The sequence below is a fragment of the Mycobacterium sp. IDUB_37 genome (assembly GCF_055419245.1).
In genome coordinates this window covers 582684-609118 of record NZ_JBVAXG010000001.1, presented here as the reverse complement: position 1 = coordinate 609118, position 26435 = coordinate 582684, and the positions used below count along the sequence as shown (strand labels likewise).

22 protein-coding genes and 1 pseudogene are annotated in these 26435 nt (G+C 66.5%); 10 read left to right on the top strand and 13 right to left on the bottom strand.

Features of this window, described 5'->3' with window-relative positions:
- The first annotated feature begins 34 nt into the window (after positions 1 to 34).
- Positions 35 to 4654, top strand: a complete 4620-nt coding sequence (locus tag ACZY1I_RS02860; RefSeq protein ID WP_463752750.1) for an ATP-dependent helicase — start codon at positions 35 to 37, stop codon at positions 4652 to 4654.
- A gap of 2 nt (positions 4655 to 4656) precedes the next feature.
- Positions 4657 to 5424: an endonuclease VIII Nei2 gene (nei2, locus tag ACZY1I_RS02855; protein WP_463752749.1), complete on the top strand. Its 768-nt coding sequence runs from the start codon at positions 4657 to 4659 to the stop codon at positions 5422 to 5424.
- A 19-nt stretch (positions 5425 to 5443) separates the two neighbouring features.
- Here nei2 and ACZY1I_RS02850 read toward each other — a convergent pair whose 3' ends face one another.
- The 3 genes from ACZY1I_RS02850 to pstS all read right to left on the bottom strand — a co-directional run bounded on the left by ACZY1I_RS02850 (position 5444) and on the right by pstS (position 8903).
- On the bottom strand, positions 5444 to 6361 hold the full coding sequence (locus tag ACZY1I_RS02850; protein WP_463752748.1) for a CE1 family esterase: 918 nt from the start codon (positions 6359 to 6361) through the stop codon (positions 5444 to 5446).
- Between the two features lie 74 nt (positions 6362 to 6435).
- On the bottom strand, positions 6436 to 7656 hold the full coding sequence (locus tag ACZY1I_RS02845) for a PPE family protein (RefSeq protein ID WP_463752747.1): 1221 nt from the start codon (positions 7654 to 7656) through the stop codon (positions 6436 to 6438).
- A 134-nt stretch (positions 7657 to 7790) separates the two neighbouring features.
- On the bottom strand, positions 7791 to 8903 hold the full coding sequence (gene pstS / locus ACZY1I_RS02840) for a phosphate ABC transporter substrate-binding protein PstS (protein WP_463752746.1): 1113 nt from the start codon (positions 8901 to 8903) through the stop codon (positions 7791 to 7793).
- A gap of 308 nt (positions 8904 to 9211) precedes the next feature.
- On the opposite strand from pstS, the gene ACZY1I_RS02835 reads away from it, so the two are divergent.
- On the top strand, positions 9212 to 9496 hold the full coding sequence (locus tag ACZY1I_RS02835) for a DUF732 domain-containing protein (RefSeq protein WP_463752745.1): 285 nt from the start codon (positions 9212 to 9214) through the stop codon (positions 9494 to 9496).
- Between the two features lie 70 nt (positions 9497 to 9566).
- Positions 9567 to 9785, top strand: coding sequence for a hypothetical protein (locus ACZY1I_RS02830; RefSeq protein WP_463752744.1), 219 nt, complete (start codon positions 9567 to 9569; stop codon positions 9783 to 9785).
- Here the strand turns inward: ACZY1I_RS02830 and ACZY1I_RS02825 are convergent.
- From ACZY1I_RS02825 to ACZY1I_RS02815, 3 genes and pseudogenes are all read right to left on the bottom strand, one after another.
- Positions 9733 to 10626, bottom strand: coding sequence for a pseudouridine synthase (locus tag ACZY1I_RS02825; RefSeq protein ID WP_463752743.1), 894 nt, complete (start codon positions 10624 to 10626; stop codon positions 9733 to 9735). The two genes, ACZY1I_RS02830 and ACZY1I_RS02825, sit on opposite strands and share 53 nt — an antisense overlap.
- Complete coding sequence (locus tag ACZY1I_RS02820; protein ID WP_463752742.1) at positions 10623 to 12371, bottom strand: glycerol-3-phosphate dehydrogenase/oxidase; 1749 nt, start codon at positions 12369 to 12371, stop codon at positions 10623 to 10625. Before ACZY1I_RS02820 ends, ACZY1I_RS02825 begins: the two co-directional genes overlap by 4 nt.
- A 39-nt stretch (positions 12372 to 12410) precedes the next feature.
- Positions 12411 to 13867, bottom strand: a pseudogene (locus ACZY1I_RS02815) (NAD(P)H-quinone dehydrogenase).
- A gap of 136 nt (positions 13868 to 14003) precedes the next feature.
- On the opposite strand from ACZY1I_RS02815, the gene ACZY1I_RS02810 reads away from it, so the two are divergent.
- Complete coding sequence (locus tag ACZY1I_RS02810) at positions 14004 to 14483, top strand: gamma-glutamylcyclotransferase (RefSeq protein ID WP_463752741.1); 480 nt, start codon at positions 14004 to 14006, stop codon at positions 14481 to 14483.
- A gap of 39 nt (positions 14484 to 14522) precedes the next feature.
- On the opposite strand, the gene ACZY1I_RS02805 is transcribed toward ACZY1I_RS02810, so the two are convergent.
- The 3 genes from ACZY1I_RS02805 to ACZY1I_RS02795 all read right to left on the bottom strand — a co-directional run bounded on the left by ACZY1I_RS02805 (position 14523) and on the right by ACZY1I_RS02795 (position 17879).
- Positions 14523 to 15410 carry a hypothetical protein gene (locus ACZY1I_RS02805; RefSeq protein WP_463752740.1) on the bottom strand — a complete coding sequence of 296 codons (888 nt, stop codon included), beginning with the start codon at positions 15408 to 15410 and terminating at the stop codon, positions 14523 to 14525.
- 118 nt (positions 15411 to 15528) lie between these two features.
- Complete coding sequence (locus ACZY1I_RS02800; protein ID WP_463752739.1) at positions 15529 to 16698, bottom strand: M20 family metallopeptidase; 1170 nt, start codon at positions 16696 to 16698, stop codon at positions 15529 to 15531.
- Positions 16695 to 17879, bottom strand: a complete 1185-nt coding sequence (locus tag ACZY1I_RS02795) for a M20 family metallopeptidase (RefSeq protein WP_463752738.1) — start codon at positions 17877 to 17879, stop codon at positions 16695 to 16697. Before ACZY1I_RS02795 ends, ACZY1I_RS02800 begins: the two co-directional genes overlap by 4 nt.
- A 34-nt stretch (positions 17880 to 17913) precedes the next feature.
- On the opposite strand from ACZY1I_RS02795, the gene ACZY1I_RS02790 reads away from it, so the two are divergent.
- Together ACZY1I_RS02790 and ACZY1I_RS02785 are read left to right on the top strand one after the other, a co-directional pair.
- On the top strand, positions 17914 to 18720 hold the full coding sequence (locus tag ACZY1I_RS02790) for a purine-nucleoside phosphorylase (RefSeq protein WP_463752737.1): 807 nt from the start codon (positions 17914 to 17916) through the stop codon (positions 18718 to 18720).
- 5 nt (positions 18721 to 18725) lie between these two features.
- Entirely contained in the window at positions 18726 to 20291 is a 1566-nt protein-coding gene (locus tag ACZY1I_RS02785) for a phospho-sugar mutase (protein WP_463752736.1), read from the top strand.
- A 6-nt stretch (positions 20292 to 20297) separates the two neighbouring features.
- Here the strand turns inward: ACZY1I_RS02785 and upp are convergent, their stop codons facing one another.
- A complete protein-coding gene (gene upp / locus ACZY1I_RS02780) occupies positions 20298 to 20921 on the bottom strand; it encodes a uracil phosphoribosyltransferase (RefSeq protein ID WP_463752735.1) in 624 nt (207 codons plus the stop codon).
- Positions 20922 to 21003: 82 nt separating this feature from the next.
- On the opposite strand from upp, the gene ACZY1I_RS02775 reads away from it, so the two are divergent.
- From ACZY1I_RS02775 to ACZY1I_RS02765, 3 genes are all read left to right on the top strand, one after another.
- Entirely contained in the window at positions 21004 to 21891 is an 888-nt protein-coding gene (locus ACZY1I_RS02775; protein WP_463753478.1) for an alkaline phosphatase family protein, read from the top strand.
- 33 nt (positions 21892 to 21924) lie between these two features.
- Positions 21925 to 23247 (top strand): protein export chaperone SatS, encoded by a 1323-nt coding sequence (satS, locus tag ACZY1I_RS02770; protein ID WP_463752734.1) that lies wholly within the window; start codon positions 21925 to 21927, stop codon positions 23245 to 23247.
- 153 nt (positions 23248 to 23400) lie between these two features.
- Positions 23401 to 23901 (top strand): PE family protein, encoded by a 501-nt coding sequence (locus ACZY1I_RS02765; protein WP_463752733.1) that lies wholly within the window; start codon positions 23401 to 23403, stop codon positions 23899 to 23901.
- Here the strand turns inward: ACZY1I_RS02765 and ACZY1I_RS02760 are convergent.
- The 3 genes from ACZY1I_RS02760 to ACZY1I_RS02750 form a co-directional block, all read right to left on the bottom strand.
- On the bottom strand, positions 23898 to 24785 hold the full coding sequence (locus ACZY1I_RS02760) for an alpha/beta fold hydrolase (RefSeq protein ID WP_463753477.1): 888 nt from the start codon (positions 24783 to 24785) through the stop codon (positions 23898 to 23900). The two genes, ACZY1I_RS02765 and ACZY1I_RS02760, sit on opposite strands and share 4 nt — an antisense overlap.
- A gap of 2 nt (positions 24786 to 24787) precedes the next feature.
- Complete coding sequence (locus ACZY1I_RS02755) at positions 24788 to 25261, bottom strand: hypothetical protein (protein ID WP_463752732.1); 474 nt, start codon at positions 25259 to 25261, stop codon at positions 24788 to 24790.
- Positions 25262 to 25329: 68 nt separating this feature from the next.
- Positions 25330 to 26418, bottom strand: coding sequence for an adenosine deaminase (locus tag ACZY1I_RS02750; protein WP_463752731.1), 1089 nt, complete (start codon positions 26416 to 26418; stop codon positions 25330 to 25332).
- Positions 26419 to 26435 lie beyond the last annotated feature (17 nt).

The window sequence follows — 26435 nt, the reverse complement described above, 5'->3', positions numbered from 1 at the left end:
CCAACTTGTCGGTGCCTGTTGGCACCATGGATAGGTGAGCACTTTCACGCCCGGTGAGGCGCTGGCACGTTTCAGCGATATCACCCGAGATTGGTTTTCGACCACCTTCGCCGCGCCCACCGACGCGCAGGCCGCCGCGTGGGCGGCTATCGCGGACGGTGATGACACCCTCGTCATCGCGCCGACGGGCTCCGGTAAGACGCTGGCCGCATTCTTGTGGGCCTTGGATAGCCTTGCTGGTGCGGCGGACAGAGAACCGGGCACCCGGGTGCTCTACGTGTCGCCTCTGAAGGCGCTGGCAGTGGACGTCGAGCGCAACCTTCGCACCCCACTCGCGGGATTGACCAGGCTCGCCGAACAGCGCGGTCAGCCCCCGCCCAACATCAGCGTCGGAGTCCGCTCCGGTGACACCCCGGCCGCCCAGCGCCGCCAGCTGATCACCCACCCGCCTGACGTCCTGATCACCACCCCGGAATCGCTGTTCCTGATGCTGACCTCGGCTGCCCGCGAAACGCTGGCGGGAGTTCAGACGGTCATCATCGACGAGATCCACGCCATCGCGGCCTCCAAGCGCGGCGCGCACCTGGCGTTGTCGCTGGAGCGCCTCGACGCACTGTCGATCCATGACCGGTCGGCCCAGCGCATCGGACTTTCGGCGACCGTGCGTCCGCATGAGGAGCTGGCGCGGTTCCTGTCCGGCGGGTCGTCGACGACGCCGACGAAGGTGGTGGCTCCCCCGTCGGCAAAGACCTTCGATCTGTCGGTGCAGGTGCCCGTTCCCGACATGGCCAACTTGGAGAACAACACCATCTGGCCCGACGTCGAGGCCAGGCTTGTCGATTTGATCGAAGCGCACAACTCGACCATCGTGTTCGCCAATTCACGACGGCTGGCCGAGCGGCTTACCGCCCGGCTCAACGAGATCCACGCCGAGCGGACCGCAGAACCACTCGACCCGGTGGCCAACTCGCAGGTTGCCGGAGGCGCCCCCGCGGCCATCATGGGCTCGAGCCCACAACGCGGCCAGACTGCCGGTGCTCCCCCGTTGTTGGCGCGCGCCCATCACGGCTCGGTCAGCAAGGAGCAGCGAGCCCTCGTCGAAGAGGACCTCAAGCGCGGTGAGCTCAAAGCCGTCGTTGCGACGTCGAGCCTCGAACTCGGCATCGACATGGGAGCGGTTGATCTGGTGATTCAGGTGGAGGCGCCGCCGTCGGTGGCCAGCGGCCTGCAGCGGATCGGGCGAGCCGGTCACCAGGTCGGCGAGACATCGCGCGGGGTGCTGTTCCCAAAACATCGCACCGACCTGATCGGCTGCGCGGTCAGCGTGCAACGCATGCTGACCGGCCAGATCGAGACCATGCGGGTGCCGGCCAACCCGCTGGACATCCTGGCCCAACACACGGTGGCGGCGGCCGCGTTGGAGCCGTTGAACGCCGACCAGTGGTTCGACACGGTGCGCCGCAGTGCGCCGTTCGCGACGTTGCCGCGCAGCGTGTTCGAAGCGACCCTGGACCTGCTGTCGGGCAAGTATCCGTCCACCGAATTCGCCGAGTTGCGCCCCCGACTCGTGTACGACCGTGACAACGGGACGCTGACGGCACGCCCGGGTGCGCAACGGCTTGCGGTGACTTCCGGCGGCGCCATCCCTGACCGCGGCCTCTTCACCGTGTACCTCGCCTCCGATTCCGAAAAGTCCTCCCGCGTCGGCGAACTCGACGAAGAGATGGTTTACGAGTCCCGTCCCGGCGACGTCATCGCGCTGGGCGCCACCAGCTGGCGCATCACCGAGATCACCCACGACCGGGTGCTGGTGATTCCGGCCCCGGGCCAACCGGCGCGACTGCCGTTCTGGCGCGGCGACGAAGTCGGTCGGCCCGCCGAACTGGGTGCCGCCCTCGGCGCATTCAACGGCGAGCTGTCCGGCATGAACCGCGAGGCATTCGGCGCGCGCTGCGCGGCACTCGGTTTCAACGACTATGCAACCGACAACCTGTGGGTGCTGCTCGACGACCAACGAAACGCCACCGGGGTCGTTCCCACCGACACCACCTTGCTGGTTGAGCGGTTCCGCGACGAGCTGGGCGACTGGCGAGTGGTCCTGCACTCGCCGTACGGACTGCGGGTGCACGGACCGCTCGCCCTCGCGGTCGGCCGGAGGCTGCGCGAACGCTATGGCCTCGACGAGAAGCCGACCGCCTCCGACGACGGCATCGTGGTGCGGTTGCCCGACACTCTCTCCGATACCGGCAGTGATGCACCCCCCGGCGCCGAGCTGTTCATTTTCGATGCCGACGAGATCGATCCCATCGTCACCGCCGAAGTCGGCGAATCCGCACTGTTCGCGTCCCGGTTCCGCGAATCGGCGGCCCGCGCGCTGCTGCTGCCGCGGCGAAACCCCGGCAAACGCTCGCCGTTGTGGCACCAACGGCAGCGCGCCGCCCAACTGCTGGAGGTGGCCCGCAAGTATCCGGACTTCCCGATCGTGCTGGAGACGATTCGCGAGTGCCTCCAGGACGTCTACGACGTGCCGACCCTGGTCGGGCTGATGGACAGGATCGCCCAGCGCCGGGTGCGGGTGCTGGAAGCCGAAACCGACCGACCGTCACCTTTCGCGGCGTCCCTGATGTTCGGCTATGTCGGCGCATTCATGTACGAGGGCGACATCCCGCTGGCGGAGCGCCGTGCCGCGGCGCTCTCGCTGGACAGCACATTGCTGGCCGAGCTGCTCGGTCGTGTGGAGCTACGCGAGCTCCTCGATCCCGAGGTGATCGCCTCGACCGGGCGTCAACTTCAGCACCTGTCGAGCGACCGGCTCGCTCGCGATGCCGAAGGTGTCGCGGATCTGCTGCGACTGCTGGGTCCGCTCACCGCGGACGAGGTCGCCGCGCGCGCAAATGTTCCCGACGGCAACGACGTGGGGGGCTGGCTGGAAGGCCTACACGCTGCCAGGCGGGCGCTGACGGTGTCGTTCGCCGGCCGAAGCTGGTGGGTCGCGGTCGAGGACATCGGCCGATTGCGTGACGGCGTCGGCGCAGCGGTTCCAGTGGGCCTGCCGGCCAGCTTCACCGAGGCGGTGAACGACCCGTTGGGCGAGTTGCTCGGCCGATATGCACGCACCCGGACGCCGTTCACCACCGCCGAAGCCGCCGCGCGCTTCGGCCTGGGGTTGCGGGTGACCGCCGACGTACTTGGCCGTCTGGCCAGCGACCGACGGCTGGTGCGCGGCGACTTCGTCGACGGCGCGGAGGCTACGGGCGGCGGCCAACAATGGTGCGACGCTGACGTATTGCGCATTCTGAGGCGCCGTTCGCTGGCCGCGTTGCGGGCTCAGGTCGAACCGGTGAGCACCGCCGCGTACGGACGATTTCTGCCGGCCTGGCACCAGGTCGGTCACTCCGGCTCGGGGGCACATTCGGGCCTCGACGGGCTGGCCGCCGTCATCGATCAACTTGCCGGGGTGCGGATCCCGGCATCCGCGTTGGAACCGCTGGTGCTGGGTCCACGGGTTCGGGACTACTCCCCGGCGCTGCTCGACGAATTGCTCGCGACGGGCGAAATCACCTGGTCGGGCGCCGGATCGATCTCGGGTAGCGACGGCTGGATCGCATTGCACCCTGCCGATTCCGCGCCACTGACGCTGTCCACGCCGGCCGAGATCGATATGACCGACGCACACCGGGCAATCCTGGACAGCCTGTCCGGTGGCGGGGCGTACTTCTTTCGCCAACTCGCTGCGCCTGGACATAGCGAAGCGGCCCTCAAAGCCGCTCTGTGGGAACTCATTTGGGCAGGTTTGGTCACCGGAGACACCTTTGCGCCGGTGCGCGCGCTGCTGGGCGGCACCTCCGGTGCCCGCAAGCGGTCCGCGCCCGCGCACCGGACGCAGCGCCGGCCCCGCCTGAGCACCTACAGCGTCGCCAACGCCCAGACTCGCAATGTCGATTCGACCGTGGCCGGTCGATGGTCGGCACTGCCGGTACCCGAGCCCGACTCCACCTTGCGGGCCCATTTTCAAGCCGAACTGTTGCTGAACCGCCACGGTGTGCTGACCAAGGGCGCGGTGGCGGCGGAGGGAGTTCCCGGCGGCTTCGCCACCCTCTACAAAGTGCTGAGTGCATTCGAGGATGCCGGCCGGTGCCAGCGCGGCTACTTCGTCGAGGGTCTGGGCGGAGCACAGTTCGCTGTCGCATCGACGGTCGACCGGTTGCGCAGTTACCTCGACGAGGTCGATCCGCAACGACCGGAATACCGGACCTTGGTGATGGCCGCTGCCGACCCGGCCAACCCGTACGGAACTGCGCTGCCGTGGCCGTCGCGTGGCGATGACGCGTCTGCCCGCGAGGGCTCAAGCGTCGGGGCCCGGCCCGGACGCAAGGCGGGCGCACTCGTTGTGCTGGTGGACGGTTCGTTGGCGTGGTTCCTCGAACGCGGTGGGCGGTCACTGCTGACTTTCACCGACGATCCCGGGGCCAATCACGCCGCCGCGAGCGGACTGGCCGATCTTGTTACCGCCCGTCGAATCGCGTCCATCCTGGTCGAGCGCGCCAACGGGATGTCGGTGTTGGACCCCGACGGACCGGTGGCGATCGTGGAGGCGCTGGTAGACGCTGGTTTCGCCCGCACACCACGCGGTCTACGGCTGCGGTTGCGATAGACATGCCCGAAGGCGACACCATCTTTCACGCCGCAGCCACACTGCGCGAACACCTCGTCGGGCGCACCCTCACGCGCTGCGATGTCCGGGTGCCGCGATATGCCACCGTCGACCTCACCGGGCAAGTGGTCGACGAGGTGCTCAGTCGCGGCAAGCACCTGTTCATCAGGGCCGGCTGGGCCAGCATCCACTCGCATCTGAAGATGGACGGCAGCTGGCGGGTCAGCACCCGGCCAGTGCGGGTGGACTACCGCGCGCGAATCATCCTGGAAGCCGGCGACGTTCGGGCCGTCGGGGTCGACCTGGCGGTGCTGGAGATCCTCGACCGGGACCAGGACATGGAGGCCGTCGCGCATCTGGGTCCCGATCTGTTGGGCGACGACTGGGACCCGCAGCTGGCTGCGGCCAATCTGGTCGCGGATCCGGACCGTCCCGTCAGCGAGGCCCTACTAGACCAGCGCGTGATGGCGGGAGTCGGGAATGTCTTCGCCAACGAACTGTGCTTCATCAGTGGCCGTCTGCCGACCTCGCCGGTCAGCGCGATCGCCGATCCGCTCCGGCTGGTTTCCAGGGCCCGAGAAATGTTGTGGGCCAACCGGCTACGCACAAACCGCTGCACCACCGGAGTAGCCAAGCCCGGTCGGCGGATGTGGGTCTACGGACGAGGGGGTGAGCCGTGTCGCCGCTGCGGCACCCGCATCGCCTACCAACCGCCGCCGGACGGCGGCACCGAGCGGGTGCGGTACTGGTGCCCGGCCTGCCAGCGCTGACGGGGCCCGGTGCCGGGGATCAGTCCCGGCCGTGCGTCACGAAGAACTGGGCGATGACCTGCGATCCGTCGAATGCGCCCGTGGTGGGTCCGATGACGGCCTTCGGCAGATACTGCTTGCCGCCCGGCCAGGTATGCCCGCCCTTCTCGATCCGGTAGAGCACCACCTCGGTGCCGTCGGCACACCCGTGCGAGTCGTAGCGACGCACCGTGGTGCCGTCGCCGACGTTCGGCAACTCCTCGGTCGTCGGCTCACCCTCGCAGCGATCGACGGCACGCCACCGGTCGATCAGGCTGTTCACCGAGATGGCGTGGCTCAGCCCGCCGCGGCCACGAACATCACCACCGTTGTAAGGAACCACCAGATCGCCCGTGCCGTGCGCATCCAGGACCGACACCGGCCGTGATGGATTGCAGGGCACGCCGACACCCAGCGTGCCGGAGATCGGCGCGATCGCCGCGAAGACTTCCGCGTGATCACATGCCAGGCGGTTGGACATGAAGCCGCCGTTGGACATGCCGGTAGCGAAGACGTGTCCGGTGGGAATTTTGAAATCGTCGCGCACTTTATTCACCAGCGCGACCAAGAAGCCGACGTCGTCAAGGCGTTTGCGGTCGGCCGGCGCCGCGCCGCGCCCGTCGGCCCAGCTCTTGTCAAAACCATCGGGGTAGAGCACCAGCAGACCGTTGTCGTCGGCGACAGAATCGAAGTCGGTCAAACCCCGCTGTCCAGCCCCGGTACCGCCGCCACCATGCAGGTTCAGCACCAAGCCGACCGGCGTCCCCGGCGGTTCGTGCACCAGGTAAGTGCGGTTCAGCCCGCCATACGAAAACATCCCGGCCGTATCGCGGGCGCGCGCCGCCGCGACGTGCCGGTCATTGCAACCGACCAAGCAGAACAGCAACATGGCCAGCGAGAGGAATCGCGACCAAGGCATGTCGTCAAACTACCGATTCCCAAAGCCCGGCCGTGCCCTGCCCTTGCCGCTTCTCAGCCTCGCAGGGCACCAAATCAGCCCGCCGACGGCGATCGGGGGATGAAATTGCCCTTCACTTCCAGGCCCATCGCCAGGTCCTCGTACTTGTTTTCCTTGCGCTTGCGCCACCCGCTGCCCGCCGAGATCGGCGGCGCCATCAGCGGCGGCATCATCGAGAAATCGGTAGCCGTATCTACGTCTCCCACGGGCAGCGGGGTTGCCGCAGACGCCAGAGAAGCGGGCATGTGCGCACTGGCCAGCACCGCCGTCGCGGCGGGCGGCGCGGACAGGGTGCCCAGCGAAACCGACGTGCCGAGTGCTGCGGCCGGTGAAATCGCCGATGCCTGCAGCGCGGCGGCCGCATCGGCCAGGCCGCCCGCAGCACCGCCCAGCGCCGACTCCCCTTCCGAGAGACCTTCGGCGACATCGGGCGCGAGGCCAGACAGAGCCTGAGCAGAAGTGAACTGTGCGAAGTAGCTCAGCATGTTGATCGGGAATCCCGACGACACGAACTGGTTGGCGTAGGTGTTCGCCAAACCGAACCACCCCTGGTTGGGGTCGAACGTGACGCCGATGAATTGGAGCAACTGATCGACTGGCGACACGGGCGGAGGGACCGCATCAGCGGGTAACGCCAGTGCCTGGGCCGCCGCCGCGGCGGACGAGCCAGCCGTACCCGCGGACGACGCCGACGCGGTCTGCACCGCTTCGGCTTGAGCCGCCGTTCCCCCGGGATCGACGATGGAGGGCGGTGAAGCAAACAACTGGAGCGCGGTCGCTTGCGCCGAAGCCGTCTCGTACCGGTACAGCGCCGCCGAGTTGTTGACCCACATGTTCTCGTACTGATGCTCGGTTGCCGCGATGGTTGCTAAGTTCTTGCCGAAACCGTTGGTCGCCAGCAGTCGGGCCAACTGCACCCTGTTCGCGCTGACTTGCGCGGGAGGCACCACCGCTGCCAGCGTTGTTCCAAATGCCGCCGCGGCGGCCTGTGCCGAGATCGCCACCTGCAAGCATTGCAGCGCGGTGCCGCGCAACCAGACGACGTAGGGCCCGGCCGCGTCGACCATCGCCAAGGTGGCGGGGCCGTGCCAATCCGCGGTAAGCGAGGCCAGCACGGAGGAATAGCTGCCGGCAGCGTCCTCCAAATCCGTGCCCAGTTGTTGCCAGACGCGGGAGGCCTCGATCAGCGATTCGGCGCCAGGTCCCGAGTGGATCAGCGCCGACGTGACCTCCGGCGGCAACGTAATGAACTCCATAGCACCTCACAATGACTACCGCGGGAAAAATTTTGGAACATTGCGTTAAACGCCTTGGTAAAAACCCTAGAACTTTGCGCGTCGCTGGCCTAGTCGCGGGCCGTCGACACCATTGCCGGGGACTGATGGATCGGTCACCCGATGGCGTCGACCGCCGCCGATAATCGCGATTTGAACTCGTCCGGAACCGGGATGTAGCCGATGTCGGCCAGCCCGCTCTGGCCGGGGCCGATCGCGCTCCGCAGAAACTCCTTCACCGCCGCACCGACCTGCGCATCGGCATATTTCGAACAGACAATCTCATACGTCGCCAGCACGATCGGGTACGAGCCGACTTGGTTCGGCCGATAGAACGAGATCGTGTCGAAGGCGAGGTCATTGCCCTGATGCACGAACCAGGCAGAGGAAATGGTCTTGCCCACCGAATCGGGGCTGATGGCCACCGGATCCGGACCGGCCGACGTGACGATCTTGGCCACGCCCAACTGCTGCGACTGGGCGAACGACCATTCGACGTAGCCGATCGACCCCTCGGTGCGCTTGACCGCTGCCGACGTACCGTCGTTGCCCAGCGCACCCTCGCCGACACCGCCGCTGAACACTTTGCCGGCACCTCTGCCCCATGCGCCGTTGGCGGCCGTGTCCAGGTAGCGCTGGAAGTTGTCGGTCGTTCCAGACTCGTCGCTACGGAACACCACGCGAATAGGCGTTGCCGGCAAGGTCACGCCCGCGTTCAGCGCTGCGATCGCCGGATCGTTCCAGGCGGTGATCTGGCCGTTGAAGATCTTTGCCGCGGTCGGACCATCCAACGTCAACGAAGGGATTCCTTTGACGTTGTAGGCGAGAGCAATCGGGCCGAAGACGACCGGTAGGTTCCAGGCCGGCGACCCGCACCGTTGCTGTGCCTTGACGGCCTCGTCCCTGCTCAGCGGCGAATCGGAGCCGCCGAAGTCGGTCTGACCTGCGGCGAAATCCGTGATTCCCGCACCAGAACCATTGGCCGTGTAGTTCAACGAATGGCCGGGGCAGGCTTGCTCGAAAGCTTTGACGAACCGCGTCATCGCGATGTCCTGCGCTGTGGAACCGCTGGCGTTCAAGGTCGGCTTGCCGGGGCAGGCAGCTTTTGCCGGCGACGAACTCGGCGCCGGGGTGCCGCCGGCAGCGTTCTTGTCACCGCCGCATGCCGACAACAGCACGGCTACGCTGATCAAAAAAGTCAGCGTGACGCCAAAACGATTGCGTTTCAATTCATTCCTTGCCCGGCCGGACTGAGATGGCTATGCCGCAATGCTGCGGCATCGTAAAAGATCTTCCAGCAAGCCAGGGTTCCCGACCAACTCCCGATACGCCTCAATCGACGATTTAAGCCACAGTTCCCGACCGGTACACGGTTTGGACACCTCACGCGTTCGACCGCCTGATCAACACGTGCAATGATCGCGATGTAAGCATTGTGTAAACGGGTATATCTCAGCGGGGAGGTTCAGCCATGGCAACCAGCCACGTACGCGCACCTGGGCCCGCGCGATCTATCTCGTCCGCCCTGCTCGGGCTGATGGTGCTGACCGTCCTCGCGAGCGTGGCGGCACCGACCGTGGCACGCGCCGACGGGGTCGATACCCAATTCCTGAATGCGGTGAAGGCCAAGGACATCAACTTCGCCTCGCCGCAAGCCGCGATCCTTGCCGGTCATCAGGTCTGCAACGCACTCGATGGGGGCGAGCAGAAGGGCGACGTCGCCAACGACGTGGCAGCCAGCAGCAATCTGGATGGTTATCACGCGGGATTCTTCGTCGGTCTGAGCATCGCCGCTTTCTGCCCGCGGCACCATTCAAATTAAGTTTCTGTGTCAAATTGGGGTCCCAACCCTGAACGCGGATAAACTTTGGCGACCGCCTTACAGGGAGCCTATGAGTATCAAGAAAGCGTTGTTCATCGTCGCGACCGCGTTCTGCGCGACGGCGGGTGCGGCCGCGTCGGCCAGTCCAGATGCGGGTGCCGACCCCAACTGGTACAGCACCCTCAGCTGCAATTGCCAGAACCTACCGAAAGCCGGATTAGCTGCCGCGGACCAGGTCAAAGCGGGCATCGAGGATGGCCTTGCTCAGCTGCAAGGCGCTGCCGGCTAACGAATTCGCGTGACAACCCACTGACCGGGTCGTCGAACGCGATACGCTGCGCCAGCAGCTGCAGTGGCGAGGTGAAATCACCGTCTTCGACTGTGATCACGTTGGGGTACAACGTATCTCCGAAGATGGGTAGGCCCAGCGACGCCATGTGTACCCGCAGTTGGTGGGTGCGTCCGGTGCGCGGTGTGAGCCGGTAGAGGCCCGCGTCCGTCAGTTCAATCAGTGTCTCGGCGTTCGGCACACCCGGCTCGATCACCGCCTGCAGGTGGCCTCGTCGCTTGACGATCCGATTGCGTACCAGCAGCGGTAGCGCCAATTCCGGCTCCGCACGCGCCGCGGCCAGGTACGTCTTACGCACCTCGCCGCGGGCGAACAGCGTCTGATACCTGCCCCTTACCTCGCGGTGGGTGGTGAACAGCAACACCCCGGCCGTCAGCCGATCCAGTCGGTGGGCCGGGCTGAGTTCGGGCATCTGGAGCTCTCGACGCAACCGCACCAGCGCAGTCTGGGCGACATGCCGTCCCCGCGGCATGGTCGCCAGAAAGTGCGGCTTGTCGACGACGACGATGTTGGCGTCCCGATAGAGAATCGGGATATCGAAGGGAACCGGTACCTCGTAGGGCAGGTCTCGGTAGAGGTACACGCTCGCGCCGGCAGGTAGCACGGTCGCGTCATCGATGACGACGCCGTCGGCGTCGACAACCTCTCCGGCAAGGACTTTCGCGCGCGCCTGGGCGCCGAACCGCTCGGTCAACTCGGCCAGCACCGGCCCGCCGCGCAGTCGTACCCGCGCCGGCCCCAATCCGTCGCGGACCGGAAGCGGCGCGGGCCTCAGACTCAATTGAGCGGTACCGGCTCGAGAATTTCGCCGCGGGCCTCGGGTGCACTGGCCCGCAACTCATCCGCGGATACGTCGTCAGGTTGGGCCTGTGAGAGCACCTCGGCCTCGACGCGCGCCGTGTACAGGGCGACCTCGCGGTCGGTCTGCTCGGCACTCCAGCCCAGCACGGGTGCGACCAGTTCGGCGACCTCCCGGGCGCAGTCGACACCACGGTGCGGGTACTCGATGGAGATGCGCATCCGTCGGGCCAGGATGTCCTCGAGATGCAGGGCACCCTCGGCTGCGACGGCGTACAGCGCCTCCACCTTCAAATAGCCCGGGGCCTCCTTGATCGGGTCCAACAGGCTGGCATCTTTGCTCGCCAGCGCCAGCACCTCGTCGATCAGCGAGCCGTAACGGTCCAGCAGGTGGCGCACCCGGTACGGGTGCAGGCCGCGCATCGCCCCGACGTTCTCGGTCTGGTTGATCAGGGCGAAGTAACCGTCGGCGCCCAGCAGTGGGACCTTCTGGGTGATCGACGGCGCGACCCTGGCCGGGATGAACTCCGCAGCGGCGTCCACGGCGTCGGACGCCATCACCCGGTAGGTGGTGTACTTACCGCCCGCAATGGCGACCAGGCCCGGCGCGGGGACCGCAACGGCATGTTCCCGGGACAGCTTGGACGTCTCCTCGCTCTCCCCGGCGAGCAAGGGGCGCAACCCGGCGTAGACGCCATCGATGTCGGAGTGCGTCAACGGCGTGGCCAGCACGGTATTGACGGTCCCAAGGATGTAGTCGATATCGGCCTTGGTCGCCGCGGGATGCGCCAGGTCCAGGTTCCAGTCGGTATCGGTGGTCCCGATGATCCAGTGGCTCCCCCATGGGATCACGAACATCACCGACTTCTCGGTGCGCAGGATGATCGCGACATCACTGACGATGCGGTCCCGCGGCACCACCACGTGTACGCCTTTGGAGGCACGCACCTTGAAGCGGCCACGCTGCTTGGACAGCGCCTGGATCTCGTCGGTCCACACCCCCGTCGCGTTGATCACTACGTGACCGCGCACCTCGGTGATCGCGCCGTCCTCAGAGTCGCGCACCCGCACGCCGGTGACTCGATCTGCCTCGCGCAGCATCGCCACCACTTGCGTCGAGCAGCGAACCACAGCGCCGTAGTGGGCCGCGGTGCGCGCGACAGTCATGGTGTGCCGGGCGTCGTCGACGACGGTGTCGTAGTAGCGGATACCGCCGATCAACGAACTGCGTTTCAGGCCGGGGCACAGGCGCAGCGCGCCGGCACGCGTCATATGTTTCTGCGCGGGAACAGATTTCGCGCCACCGAGACTGTCGTAGAGGAAGATGCCCGCAGCCATGTACGGACGCTCCCATCCGCGCTTGGTCAACGGAAACAGAAAAGGCAACGGCTTCACCAGGTGCGGCGCCAGCGTGGTCAGCGACAGCTCACGCTCGAAAAGCGCCTCGCGAACCAGGCCGAATTCCAACTGCTCGAGATAGCGCAGGCCGCCATGAAACATCTTCGACGATCGACTCGACGTCCCGGATGCCAAGTCGCGTGCCTCGATCAGCGCTACCTTGAGCCCTCGGGTGGCAGCATCCAGAGCGCAGCCCGATCCCACCACGCCGCCGCCGATGACCACCACGTCGAACTGCTCGCTGCCGAGTCGGTCCCAGGCCAGCGCGCGCTGATCAGGTCCCAGCCATGCAGCGGGCTCGTCGTCCAGTCCATGGATTGGGTTGCTCACGACAACAGACTCCTGTCGGTTACTCGTCGGTAAGCGGTGCTAAGCCAAGGCTAGTGCTTCGGCAACCTTTGAGTCGGCCTTCAATCAAGATCGTCGTGTGCCATCAGGCGGCGAGCCGCCTCGGTGATCGAACCGGACAACGACGGGTAAACGGCAAGCGTCTGGGCGAGTTCGTTGACCGTGAGGCGGTTGGTCACCGCCACGGCGATCGGCAGGATCAGCTCCGAAGCGATCGGGGCGACCACGACGCCACCGATCACCACGCCGGTGGATTTCCGGCAGAAGATCTTGACGAAACCCTGCCGCAGCCCGGACATCTTGGCGCGGGCGTTGGTGTGCAACGGAAGCATGATGGTCCGGGCGCTGAATTCACCGTTGTCGATCGCCGATTGCGGAACACCGACGGCGGCAATCTCGGGCCGGGTGAACACCGTCGCTGCCACCGTGCGCAGCCGGATCGGGTTCACTCCCTCGCCCAGCGCGTGATACATCGCGATGCGGCCCTGCATGGCCGCGACCGAGGCAAGCAGCAGCAGACCGGTGCAGTCACCGGCGGCATAGATGCCCGGGACCGAGGTGCGCGAAACCCGATCGACTTTCAGGTAGTCGCCGGGGGCCAACTCGATGCCGACGCGCTCCAAGCCGAGGCCACTGGTGTTCGGGATCGAACCGATGGTCATCAGGGCATGGCTGCCCTCGATGGTGCGGCCGTCATTCAGCTTTACCAGGACGCCGTCATCGGTGCGAGTTACCGACTCGGCACGGGCGTTCTTGACCAGCTTTACACCGCGTTCGGCGAACGACTCTTCGATCACCGCGGCGGCGTCGGCGTCCTCGTAGGGCAGCACTCGGTCCCGGCTGGCCGCTACCGTCACCGGCACACCCAATTCGGTATATGCGTGCGCGAACTCGGCGCCGGTAACGCCAGAGCCCACCACGATCAGGTGCTTGGGCGGTTGCTTGAGGTCGTAGAGCTGACGCCAAGTGAGGATGCGCTCGCCGTCAGGTAGGGCCGACGGCATCACCCGCGGGCTGGCGCCGGTGGCAATCAGCACGAAGTCGGCGTCGTGCTGGGTGACAGTGCCGTCTTCGGCGGTGGCTTTGATGCGGTGCCGTGACATGCCGGGGGCCGGATCTACCAGCTCGCCGCGCCCGGCGATCATCTTCACGCCGACGTTGCGCAGCTGGTTGGCGATGTCGTTGGACTGGTCAGCGGCGAGCTTGCGGACCCGGGTGTGGATCTGCGGCAGCGAGATCTTCGCGTCGTCGATGTCGATTTCGAAGCCCAGCCTCGGGGCCCGCCGCAATTCGGTGCGCAACCAGGTCGACGCGATGAACGTTTTGGACGGCACACAGTCGTCGAGGACGGCCGCCCCGCCGATGCCATCGGAGTCAATCACGGTGACTTCAACGGAATCGGGTTGAGCGTTCGCGGCCACTAGGGCCGCTTCGTATCCAGCCGGGCCTCCACCGAGGATCACGATGCGGGTCACCACAGCCCTAAACCTAGCGGGGTTGTTGAGCACTCCGCAGTGCGGAGTGCGAAGGATCCGTTAACCGCGGGTGATCAAAGTGAGCAATCTGACCCGTCGGCTCCTGCTACGTCGGCGGCACGCCGTCTAAGCTTTCCCCGTGCCGCTTTACGCCGCCTACGGGTCGAACATGCATCCCGAGCAGATGCTCAAGCGTGCACCGCACTCACCGATGGCCGGAACTGGCTGGTTACCGGGCTGGCGACTGACGTTCGGCGGTGAGGACATCGGCTGGGAGGGCGCGCTGGCCACCGTCGTCGAAGACCCGGATTCGCGCGTTTTCGTCGTGCTCTACGACATGGCCACCGCGGACGAGACGAATTTGGATCAGTGGGAGGGCTCCGAGTTCGGCGTCCACAAGAAGATCCGCTGCCGCGTGCAGCGCGAATCGTCCGACACTGACATCGACCCGGTCCTGGCATGGCTGTACGTGCTGGACGCGTGGGAGGGCGGATTGCCCTCGGCCCGCTATCTGGGAGTCATGGCCGACGCCGCCGAGATCGCCGGGGCGCCGGCGGATTATGTGCACGGCCTGCGTACTCGTCCGGCCCGCAATATTGGGCCCGGTACCAGCGGCTAGACCGGTTCTCCTGTCGCTCGTGGCGGCAAACGGCGGTATCTACGCCGCCCTGGCACGCTCCAACCGTGACTCGATCCGACGCACCAGCTGAGCCGGATGACGTCTAACGTCGTCGGCGATCATGGGAACCGCCGTCCAGAGCAGATCCTGCAGGGCCGCTGACCTGACACGGTCGCGCCGCAGCGCGTTTGGCCCGCTGTGCCAGTCCACCCCGTCGTACTCGGCGGCGACTCGGTACTCGGGCCAGGCGAAGTCGAGTCGCCAAACGCGTCCGTTCAAGTCGACGATCTCGTACTGCAACACCGGCGGCGGCAACCCGCCATCCAGCATGACGAGCCGGGCCTCGCTCTCCATTGGCGACTCGGCCAACGGCGACGCCTGGGCGAGCATTTCGCGCGCGGTCGCTATGCCACGGCGACCGGCCTGCATCTCCAGAGCGCGCTCCAGCTCCTCGCGACTGCACGTGCCGCTGCGAAGCGCAGCATCCAGCGTGGCCAACGCCCGAGGTCGGGGCAGTCCTCGGGCCACCTCGACAGCCGTCCATGACGGCGTGGTGGCAGGACGCCCCGCAAACATGGCCACTGGTGCGCCCTGTGACCGATGCACCACCAGGCCCCTGACGGATCGCAGTTGCAGACCGTCGGGATTGAGCACGTGCAGCTCGCTGGGCTGCTCGGTGTCAAAGCCGTAGGCTGCGGCGGCAGTTACCGTACATGCCGCTACGGTCCTGCCGGTGTACAGGTCAAGCCCACGCAAACGCAGTGCGGTGGTCGGGTTGTCGCGGCTGTAGATCCCGTGCCAAACCCTATGCAGTGCACCACAATCGACGTGCACGTCGAGGCCGCGGCGGGTGAGCGCATGTACCGCCTGAGCCGCGGTGACCACACCGCCTTGCGCCGCGAGCAGCCGGTCCAACTCGGCAATCACCCGGTTATCGTCGGCACTGGTGCGTGTGCCGACAATTCACCCGACGAAGGTGCACAGAATTACGGGTTCACCGGGCGTGTCGCGGTAATTCTGTGCACGCTCGTGCGCGCAAAGAGCCTCAGAACTCGGCGGACTGCTCGATCAGATTGACCATCACCCGCACGCCGATGGCCAGCGCACGCTCATCGAGGTCGAATGTCGGCTGGTGCAGGTCGACCTGCGGCCCCTCCCCAGACCAGACTCCCAGCCGCGCCATGGCGCCGGGGATTTCCTCGAGGTACCAGGAGAAGTCCTCACCGCCGCCGGACTGCCGGGTATCGGCCAGCACGTCGGGGCCGACGGCCTCGATGGCGTGGGTGAGGATGCGCGTCGAGACATCCTCATTGACCACCGGGGGCACGCCTCGCCGGTACTGCAGCGTGTGCTCGATCGCCAGCGGCGAGAGCAGCCCGGTGACCGACTGGCGGATGATCCCTTCCAGGTCGACCCAGGTCTGCCGGCTGGCGGTACGCACGGTGCCGGCCAGCACGCCGCTCTGCGGTATGGCATTGGGCGCCACGCCGGCATTGACCGCACCCCACACCAGTACCGTGCTGTTGCGCGGGTCGATGCGGCGCGACAGGACACCGGGAAGCCCAGTGATGATGGTGCCCAGCCCGTAGACCAGGTCCGCGGTCAGATGCGGGCGCGAGGTGTGCCCGCCGGGCGAGTACAGCGTTATCTCGAGCTGATCGGCGGCCGATGTGATCGGCCCCAGGCGCACCGCGACCTTGCCGACCTCCAGCCGTGGGTCGCAGTGCAGCGCGAAGATCCGCGACACACCGGTCAGCGCGCCGGCTGCGATCGCATCGATCGCCCCGCCGGGCATCAACTCCTCGGCCGCCTGAAAGATCAGCCGCACCCCGACGGGTAGTTCGGGCACCGAGGCCAGTGCCAACGCGGTGCCGATCAGAATCGCGGTGTGCGCATCATGACCGCACGCGTGCGCGATGTTGGGCATGGTCGAGGCGTACGGCGCACCGGTTCGCTCGGCCATCGGCAGCGCGTCCATGTCGGCCCGCAACGCGATCCTCGGCTGGTGCTCGGGACCGAAGTCGCAGGTCAACCCCGTTCCACCGGGCAGCACCTTCGGGTTGAGCCCGGCGTCAGCCAACCGTTCGGCGACGAACTGCGTGGTGGCGAACTCCTGACGCCCCAACTCCGGGTAGCGGTGGATGTGCCGGCGCCAGCCGACCAGATCGTCAAAGTGGGCGGCCAGCCACGATTCGGCGCTGTCGACGAGGCTCATGCCACCGCCGTCCTGCGCGCCTGAGCGGCCAGCACCCGGTCCCGCTGAGCGGAGTCCGAAGCGAGCGCCACCACCGTGCGCGCCAGCATGATCGCGCCCTCGATCACTGCCTTGTCGGCGCTGGGACCCGCGGCCGCGGCGGCGAAGGCCCGCTGATGCACCGTGGCACCACCCGCATCGACACCGATCACCGGATGGATTCCCGGCAGCACCTGCGTCACGTTGCCCATGTCGGTGCTGCCCAACGGCAGCCCCGCCTCGATGGCGGCCGGCACCGGGTCGCGCCCCAGCCGCCGCATCTCCGCGCGGAAAACATCGGCCAGCCACTGATCCGGCCGCAGTTCTGCGTAGGCCGGCCCGGCCTCTTCGATTTCGTACTCGCAGCCGGCGCCCAGCGCTCCCGCGGCAAAGCAGGCGTACATCCTGCCTTCCAACTCGCGCAGCGAGTCCGACTCGATCGCTCTCATTGCGTATTTGAGCGCGGCCTGCCCGGGGATGACGTTGACCGCCGACCCTCCGTCGGTGACGATGCCGTGCGTCATCTGTCCCGGCGCCAATTGCTGACGTAGCAGACCGATGGCCACCTGTGCGACGGTCACCGCGTCGGCGGCGTTGATCCCCAGATAGGGCGCGACCGCAGCGTGCGATTCCTTCCCCCGGTAGTGCACGGTGACCTCGGACAACGCCAGCGAGCGGGCTCCGGCGATGTCGCTGGGCCCCGGGTGCACCATCACGGCGACCGCAACGTCGTCGAACGTCCCCGCTTGCAGCATCAGCGCCTTTCCGCCCCCAGACTCCTCGGCCGGTGTCCCCAGCAGTGCCACCGTCAGGCCAAGTTCATCGGCTACCTCGGCGAGCGCCAGCGCGGTGCCGACTGCCGAAGAGGCAATGATGTTGTGGCCGCACGCGTGGCCGATTTCGGGGAGCGCGTCGTACTCGGCGCATACCCCGACGACCAGCGGCCCGCTCCCGAAATCGGCCCGGAACGCAGTGTCGAGGCCCGCGACGGGGTTCATTGAGAAACCGCGTTCGGCGACCAACCGTTTCGCCTTGGCGCAACTGCGGTATTCGTCGAAAGCCAGCTCGGGCTCGGCGTGGATGGCGTGCGAAAGTTCGACCAGATCGCTACCCCGGCGCCGCACCGTTGCCTCGACACTGTCCAGTGCGCTGAGTGCGGGCATTCTGGCAGTATCTCATCGCCTAGGCTCGGCCAGTGTGAGCCTCCCGACAGCCGATGCCGGCGAACTTGCCGCGCAGGCCGCGCAGGTCATCGTCGAGCGCACCGGAATCAACGAACACGATGTCGCAGTCGTACTCGGGTCGGGCTGGTCACCCGCCGTTGCCGCTCTTGGTACTCCGACTGCCGTCCTGCCCCAGGCCGAAGTGCCCGGGTTCGCACCACCCCGGGCGGCCGGGCACATCGGAGAGCTGTTGTCGGTGCCGATCGGCAGCCGCCGGGTGCTGGTGCTGGCCGGCCGCATCCACCCCTACGAGGGTCACGAACTGCAGCACGTCGTCCACCCAGTGCGGGCAGCCTGCGCGGCGGGGGTACGCATCGTCGTCCTCACCAACGCGGCCGGCGGACTGCGCCCGGAGATGCAGGTGGGCCAGCCGGTACTGATCAGCGACCACCTGAACCTGACGGCGCGCTCGCCGCTGGTAGGGGCCCAATTCGTCGACCTGACCGACGCGTACGCACCCCGCCTGCGGGCGTTGGCCCGCGAATCGGACCCCGAGTTGACCGAAGGCGTCTACGCCGGGCTGCCCGGTCCGCACTATGAGACACCCGCCGAGATCCGGATGCTGCGAACGCTGGGCGCCGACCTGGTGGGCATGTCGACCGTGCACGAAACCATCGCCGCCAGAGCCGCGGGCGCCGAGGTGCTGGGACTGTCACTGGTGACAAACCTGGCCGCCGGCATCAGCGGCGAGCCCTTGAGTCACACCGAGGTGCTGGCCACCGGTGCCGCGTCGGCGGAGCGGATGGGATCGCTGCTGGCCGACGTCATCGCCAGGTTCTAAAGCTCGTGACGCCCGAAGAGTGGATCGCTCACGACCCCGACCCGCAGACGGCCGCCGAGTTGGCCGCATGCGATCCCGACGAACTCGCGGCCCGATTCGCCCGCCCACTCACGTTCGGCACCGCCGGCCTGCGCGGACCGGTTCGGGCAGGCCCGGACGCGATGAACCTCGCGGTGGTGCTGCGCGCCACCTGGGCCGTCGCACAGATCCTCGAAGGCGCCAAAACAGTCATAGTCGGACGCGATGCCCGGCACGGTTCGGCGGCTTTCGCGACCGCAACCGCTGAAGTTTTAGCCGCACAGGGCTTTTCGGTTCTACTGTTGCCCGACCCGGTGCCTACGCCGGTGGTCGCTTTCGCAGTGCGCCACCTTGGGGCAGCCGCTGGAATCCAGATCACGGCCTCACACAATCCGGCGACTGACAACGGCTACAAGGTGTACCTCGACGGCGGCATTCAGATCATCTCTCCCGCCGACCGGCAGATCGAAGCCGCGATAGGCGCCGCACCCCCCGCCGATGAAATCCCGCGGAAAGCCGTCCAACCCGCTGACTCCAATCTGCTCGGTCAGTACATCCAGCGTGCGGCAGCGGTTCGCCGGGCGACCGGTTCGATTCGGGTCGCACTGACCCCGATGCACGGCGTGGGCGGAGCGGTTGCCGTCGAGACCCTGCGCCTCGCGGGCTTCGACGACGTGCACACCGTCGCAACGCAATTCGCACCCGATCCCGACTTCCCCACCGTCGCGTTCCCCAACCCCGAGGAACCCGGCGCGACCGACGCGCTGCTTGCTCTGGCTGCAGACATCGGCGCCGACGTGGCGATCGCACTGGACCCCGACGCTGACCGGTGCGCGGTCGGTATTCCTGGCCCGTCCGGCTGGCGGATGCTCTCAGGCGACGAAACCGGTTGGCTGCTGGGCGATTACATACTGTCTCAGGCCAGCGCCAACCAACGGGTGGTGGCCAGCACGCTGGTGTCATCACGGATGTTGGCGGCGATCGCCGTGCACTACGGGGCAATCCATGTGGAGACATTGACCGGATTCAAGTGGCTGGCGCGCGCAGACGCGGACCAGCCCGCAAAATTGGTCTACGCCTATGAGGAGGCGATCGGCCACTGCGTCGATCCGGCGGCGGTTCGCGACAAAGATGGAATCAGCGCCGCGGTCCTGATCTGCGATCTGGTGGCTGCGCTGCGCGGGCGCGAGCGCGCGGTGCCCGATGTGCTCGACGACCTTGCCCGACGGCACGGTGTTCACGAAGTTGCCGCGGTGCCGCGTCGAGTCGCCGACGCCGCCGAGGCGAACGCCCTGATGCGCCGCCTGCGGAGTACCCCGCCGGAGCAACTGGCGGGCTTCGCGGCGACTGTCACCGATACCACCGACGCCCTGATCTTCACCGGCGGCGACAGCGACACGTCGATTCGGGTGGTAGTGCGCCCGTCGGGGACCGAACCGAAGCTGAAGTTCTATCTGGAGGTTCGTTGCGCGCCGACGGCTGACCTGCAGCCCGCGCGGTCTCGAGCCCGCAAGCTGCGCGACGAAGTTGTGGCCGCGATCGACCAGTGGTGAGAACTCTTAGCGAGGCCCGAACTGACGGTCGCCCGCATCACCCAAGCCGGGAACGATGTAGGCGATCTCGTTGAGTCCGTCGTCGATCGCGGCGGTGAACAACCTCGCGTCAGGCGCCACCTTCTCCACGGCGGCGATGCCTTCCGGTGCCGACACCACACACAGCATGGTGATGTCGCTGGCTCCGCGTTCCTGCAGCAAGCCGATCGTGTGGGTCATCGAGCCACCGGTGGCCAGCATCGGGTCGAGGATCATGACAGGCAGATCGGACAGATCGTCGGGCAGCGACGCGAGATAGGGCACCGGTTGGTGAGTCTCTTCGTTACGGGCGACACCGACGAAGCCGACATGCGCCTCGGGCAACACCGCATGCGCCTCGTTGACCATGCCCAGGCCGGCCCGTAGCACCGGAACCAGCAACGGCGGTCTGGCCAGCCGCGAACCGATGGTTTCGGCGAGCGGCGTGCGGATCGGCACCGGCGCGGTGGGCGCATCACGGGTGGACTCATAGACCAGCATCAAGGTCAGCTCGCGCAGCGCCGCGCGAAACGTGGCGTTGTCGGTGCGCTCGTCGCGCAGCGTCGTTAGTCGGGCCGCCGCGAGCGGGTGGTCGATGACATGGACGTCCACGAAGGTGGAGCCTATATAACGATCGGGTTCAGGCCTGTTGACACACGCCTTTCCGTCCGCGCTGCCAGGCGAACCCGCCCATATACTCCGCGGCATGCGAGCGCTCGGGCACTACCTGACCAGGGCATTGCGCACTCTCGCAGTAGTCGGTGCGGTGGCGGCGTCACTACCCGCCCAAGGTGTCGAACCGCGCCCAGCGGCCGCCACGCTGCCGACTTACGCGCACGTGGTGATCGTGATCGAGGAGAACCGCTCGCAAGCCAACATCATCGGCAACAAAGCCGCGCCGTTCATCAATGCACTGGCCACGGGCGGCGCGATGATGGCGCAGTCGTTCGCCGAGACGCATCCTAGCGAACCCAACTATCTGGCGTTGTTCGCCGGGAACACCTTCGGCGTGACCAAGGACAGCTGCCCGGTGAACGCGGGCGCCGCGCCCAACCTGGGTTCTGAACTGCTCGCCGCCGGCCGGACCTTTGGCGGTTACGCCGAGGACCTGCCCGCGGTTGGCTCAACCGTGTGCAGCGCGGGCAAGTACGCCCGCAAGCACGTGCCCTGGGTCAACTTCAGCAATGTGCCGCCGACGCTGTCGGTGCCGTTCTCGGCCTTCCCCGCTCCGGGAAACTACGCCAGCCTGCCGACCCTGTCGTTCGTCATTCCGAACAACGACAACAACATGCACGACGGCTCGATAGCCCAGGGCGACGCCTGGCTGAACCGCCAGATGACCCCCTACGCCAACTGGGCAGCCGCCAACAACAGCCTGCTCATCGTCACGTGGGACGAGGACGACGGAGGCCCCCACAACCAGATCCCGACGGTGTTCTACGGCGCGCATATTCAGCCCGGCAGCTACAACGAAACCATCAGCCACTACAACGTGCTTTCCACCCTGGAGGAGATGTACGGGCTGCCCAAAACGGGTTACGCGACGACCGCTCCGCCTATCGCAACTATTTGGGGCGGGTAATCGCCAGCGCGCCGGGTCGCTATCCTTTGCCGCATGGCTGCTGACCTCGTGCCCATTCGCCTGAGCCTGTCTGAGGGTGACCGCTACACATTGTGGGCGCCCCGCTGGCGCGACTCCGGCGACGAGTGGGAGGCGTTCCTGGGCAAGGACGACGACCTCTTCGTTTTCGAGAGCGTTTCCGACCTGGCCGCTTTCGTGCGTAGCGACGACGACAACGATCTGGTCGATCACCCGGGATGGAAAGACATCACCGAGGCGAACGCACACAAGCTGGACCCGGCCGAGGACAAGCAGTTCGACTTGGTCGCGGTCGAGGAACTGGTGGCCGAGAAGCCGACCGAGGAGTCGGTGGCCGCCCTGGCGGGGACGCTGGCGATTGTGTCGTCGATCGGATCGGTCTGCGAGCTGGCGGCGATATCGAAGTTCTTCAACGGCAATCCCACTCTCGGCACCGTGTCCGGCGGCATCGACCACTTCAGCGGCAAGGCCGGTAACAAGCGCTGGAACGCGATCGCCGAGGTCATCGGCCGCAGTTGGGACGATGTGCTCACCGCGATCGACAAGATCGCCAGCACGCCCGATGTCGACGAAGACTTGTCGGCGAAGGCAGCAGAGGAGCTGGAGGAAGAACTCGAGGAGGATGAGCCGGCCGCCGAGGTCGAGGACGCCGACGAGACGACCGACGCCGACGACGAGTCCGACGAGGATGACGACGACTCCGACGACGAGGACGAGGACGAGGACGAGGACGACGACGAGGACGAAGAGGAAAGCCGCGCCGACGGCGACACCGTCGTTCTGGGCAGCGACGACGACTTCTGGGGCGAGGTAGGCATCGACCCGATCCGGATCATGACGGGCAACGGCACTTTCTACACGCTGCGTTGCTACCTGGACGATCGGCCGATTTTCCTGGGCCGCAATGGCCGGATCAGCGTGTTCAGCTCCGAGCGCGCGCTTGCCCGCTACCTCGCCGACGAGCACGACCACGACCTTTCGGATCTGGCCACCTACGACGACATCCGCACGGCCGCCACGGACGGCTCACTGAAGGTGGACATCAGCGAAGACAACGTCTACGTGCTGAGCGGGCTTGCCGACGACTTCGCCGATGGACCGGAGGCTGTGGATCGGGAGCAACTCGACCTGGCCGTCGAACTGCTGCGCGACATCGGCGACTATTCCGAAGAGACCACCGTCGACAAGGCGCTGGAAACGACGAAGCCACTGGGCAAGTTGATCGCATTCGTGCTCGAACCCGACTCCGTGAAGAAGCCGGCCGGACCGTACGCGGCGTCGGTGCGCGGGTGGGAGAAGCTCGAGGCGTTCGTGGAGTCGCGGCTAAGGCGCGAATAGCGCCGAGAGTCGCGGCTGAGGCGCGCGTCGGCAATATCGGAAAGATTTCAGTCGCGCCACGGCTGCGTCCCGGCCTCCGCGAGTGCTTGCGACCCCGCCCTTACCGCTGTTTCCATGAAGGGCCAGTGCTGATCTGCGGCGGGAAGGACAAGCGTGTCCGCGGTGATCGCAGTTCCCGAGCTGATGGCCCAAGCGGCAACGGATTTGGCGTCTATTGACGCGGCGCTCGAAGCGGTGCATCTGACGGTTGCGGCCCCGACCCAGGCGGTCCTGCCCGCCGCCGCCGACGAGGTGTCCGCGGGCATTGCGCAGTTGTTCTGCGGGTACGGCGAGGAGTATCAAAAAATTGCCGACACCGCTGCCGCATACCAGCAGCAGTTTGTGCAGCGCCTGTCGTCGGCCGCAGGCTCCTATGCCAGCGCCGAGGCGGTCAATGCGGCACTGTTGCTTCCAGCGAGCGCCAGCGCAATCGCGGCCGCCATTCCCTCCCTCGACGACATATCGACCGCCCTTATTCAGCTGTTTTTCGACATCCTTGCCGAGCTTTATTACCTGGGATTTTTCCTGCTCATCCCGATTTACGCCGCTCTCGCGCTGTACCTGCCATTCGCATTTTTGGGATCCCTTTTTCCAGCGTTCGCGCTGCCGTTCTAGGTATCGGCTGCGCACGCCGCGAGAATGGCGTCCCAATCCTCGATGTTGAAGTGCCCTTTGCCCGGTGCCCAATGCAGGTCCGCCCCGGGAATCGTGTTCCCCAGGTACTCCCCCATCGCATGCGGAATGAAGGAGTCGCGGTCGCCCTGCCAGATGTGAGTGGGCACAGCGATCTCGCTGACGTCGAATTCCCAGGGCCGATATGCGAGGAATGCTTCGTACGCTCCGCCGCGACTGCCGTGCCGGAACGCTTCGAGTTGTATGGCCCGGAAATGTCGCAGGAACAGCGCGTCGCCCATGTGTTGTCGGTCGGTGTCGGGCAGCGCCGACGTGACCATCCGGCAGAACAGCCCGGGCTGGTACTTCGCGCACCAACCGAGTGGGGCGAACGCCGCGTTGAACGGCCACGACCCACGCCGCGCCAGCCGCGCATAAAGCCCGTCGGCAAAGTTGAGGCTGCGCATGATTTCCGCCGTCGCAAGGGGACCCCACGGTCCGAGAGCACCGACGAACTTCAGCCGGTCCGGCGAAATCATTGCGCCACAGGCGAATAGATGCGGCCCGGCTCCCGAATGCCCGACGACGCCGAATTCACCCAGACCGAGTCCATCGGCAAGGGCGCACACGTCGCCTGGCCAATCGCTGAAGCGGCGTCCCTGTTGGAAAGTCGAGCGCCCATATCCGGGCCGGTCGACCGCGATCAGCCGAAAACCCTGGCGCCGCGCCGCGCCGTCCGCGAATACGCCTTCGAGCCGGCAACTGGGCATTCCGTGAAAGTAGAACGCCGGGTAGCCGTCGGCGTCGCCGAATTCCAGGTATGCGAGCGAGCGGCCGTCACGCAGCGAAAACACGGTGAACTCGTCGGTTCGGATCGGGTCCGGCAGCACTAGCGGCCCGCTGCCAAATACGCCCGACCGCGCGGCGACAACCGGTAACCGACATCGAGGCTGATCGTCAGGCCCAACTCCTTGAGCCGACGCACCCGGCGCTTGAACCGAGGCACATCCAGTCGTTCGCCGGCTGCGAGATCGGGAGCACGCACCGCTTCATTGTCCGCGATCAACCGCAGGTAACGCTCGGTCCACGGCCCGGACTCGCTTGCGGCGTCGAGACGGTCCAGGCGCGCGGCGATCCCTGCGATGTCGGCGCCGGTCAGGGTGTCGTCGGCAGCCAGCGCCGGGCGCTCGTCGGCGCCGACGAATGACACGCTGATCAGGTAGGTGTGCTGCGCTGGTCGCCGATCCAACTCGGCGTTCGCGGCCTCGGCATTCAGATAGCCGGCGGCGCGCGCCTGCCGATCGCTGATCCGGTAATCGGACGGGCGCTCTTGGACGCTGTCGATGCGAACGGTTCCGGCCATTGTGCGTTGCTTGCCGCCCGGCTTGGCGCGGGCGGGCATCAGGCACGAGGCGACAGCCCCATCACCGCCTACCCGATCAACACCGCGTACCGCGGCTTGATCACCTCGTCGATGATGGCCAACCGCTCCTCGAAGGGGATGAACGCCGACTTCATCGCATTGATGGTGAACCGTTGCAGGTCTGTCCAGCCATAGCCGAACGCTTCGACCAGGCGGAACATCTCCTCACTCATCGTGGTGTCACTCATCAACCGGTTGTCGGTGTTGACGGTCACCCGGAAGCGACTGCGGGCCAACAGGTCAAACGGATGCTCGGCGATGCTGGCGACGGCGCCGGTTTGCACGTTCGAACTGGGGCACAACTCGAACGGAATTCGCTTGTCCCGCAATATCGCTGCCAGTCTGCCCACCGAGACGACGCCGTCGTCCGCGACATCGATGTCGTCGACGATGCGCACCCCGTGACCCAGTCGGTCGGCGCCACAGAATGCGATCGCCTCGTGGATGGACGGCAGCCCGAAAGCCTCGCCGGCGTGAATTGTGAAGCGCGCGTTGTGGTCCCGCATGTATTCGAAAGCATCGAGGTGCCGGGTGGGCGGGTACCCGGCTTCGGCACCGGCGATGTCGAACCCGACCACGCCCTTGTCCCGGAACCGGATCGCCAACTCAGCGATCTCCCGCGACATGGCAGCGTGCCGCATCGCGGTGACCAGGCAGCGAACCTTGATCGCACGACCGTCGACGGCACAGGCCTTCTCCCCTGCCACGAAACCGGCGAGCACCGCGTCGACGACTTCGTCGAACGACAGCCCGCGGTTGATGTGCAACTCGGGAGCGAACCGAACCTCGGCGTACACCACCGAGTCGGCGGCCAGGTCTTCCACGCACTCGTACGCGACGCGGTACAGCGCGTCGGGTGTCTGCATCACTGCCACGGTGTGCGAAAAAGGCTCCAGATAGCGCTCCAGCGAACCGCTGTGCGAGCGGGTGCGAAACCACGTCGACAGCGATTCCAGGTCATCGGCAGGCAAACCGTCGTAGCCGACTTCCTCGGCTATTTCCAGCACGGTGGCGGGGCGCAAGCCGCCATCGAGGTGGTCGTGCAGGAGGGCCTTAGGCGCCTTTCTGATCTGCTCGAGACTCAATGCACTTGTCATCGCGTGATCCGATCGAT

Excerpts from the sequence above, each read along its gene's own strand:
- ACZY1I_RS02850 (WP_463752748.1), bottom strand. The coding sequence starts at position 6,361 with ATGCCTTGGTCGCGATTCCTCTCGCTGGCCATGTTGCTGTTCTGCTTG.
- ACZY1I_RS02750 (WP_463752731.1), bottom strand. The coding sequence starts at position 26,418 with ATGACAAGTGCATTGAGTCTCGAGCAGATCAGAAAGGCGCCTAAGGCC.
- satS (WP_463752734.1), top strand. The coding sequence starts at position 21,925 with ATGGCTGCTGACCTCGTGCCCATTCGCCTGAGCCTGTCTGAGGGTGAC.
- nei2 (WP_463752749.1), top strand. The coding sequence starts at position 4,657 with ATGCCCGAAGGCGACACCATCTTTCACGCCGCAGCCACACTGCGCGAA.
- ACZY1I_RS02755 (WP_463752732.1), bottom strand. The coding sequence starts at position 25,261 with ATGGCCGGAACCGTTCGCATCGACAGCGTCCAAGAGCGCCCGTCCGAT.
- ACZY1I_RS02845 (WP_463752747.1), bottom strand. The coding sequence starts at position 7,656 with ATGGAGTTCATTACGTTGCCGCCGGAGGTCACGTCGGCGCTGATCCAC.
- ACZY1I_RS02800 (WP_463752739.1), bottom strand. The coding sequence starts at position 16,698 with ATGAGCCTCGTCGACAGCGCCGAATCGTGGCTGGCCGCCCACTTTGAC.
- ACZY1I_RS02795 (WP_463752738.1), bottom strand. The coding sequence starts at position 17,879 with ATGCCCGCACTCAGCGCACTGGACAGTGTCGAGGCAACGGTGCGGCGC.
- ACZY1I_RS02830 (WP_463752744.1), top strand. The coding sequence starts at position 9,567 with ATGAGTATCAAGAAAGCGTTGTTCATCGTCGCGACCGCGTTCTGCGCG.
- ACZY1I_RS02835 (WP_463752745.1), top strand. The coding sequence starts at position 9,212 with ATGGTGCTGACCGTCCTCGCGAGCGTGGCGGCACCGACCGTGGCACGC.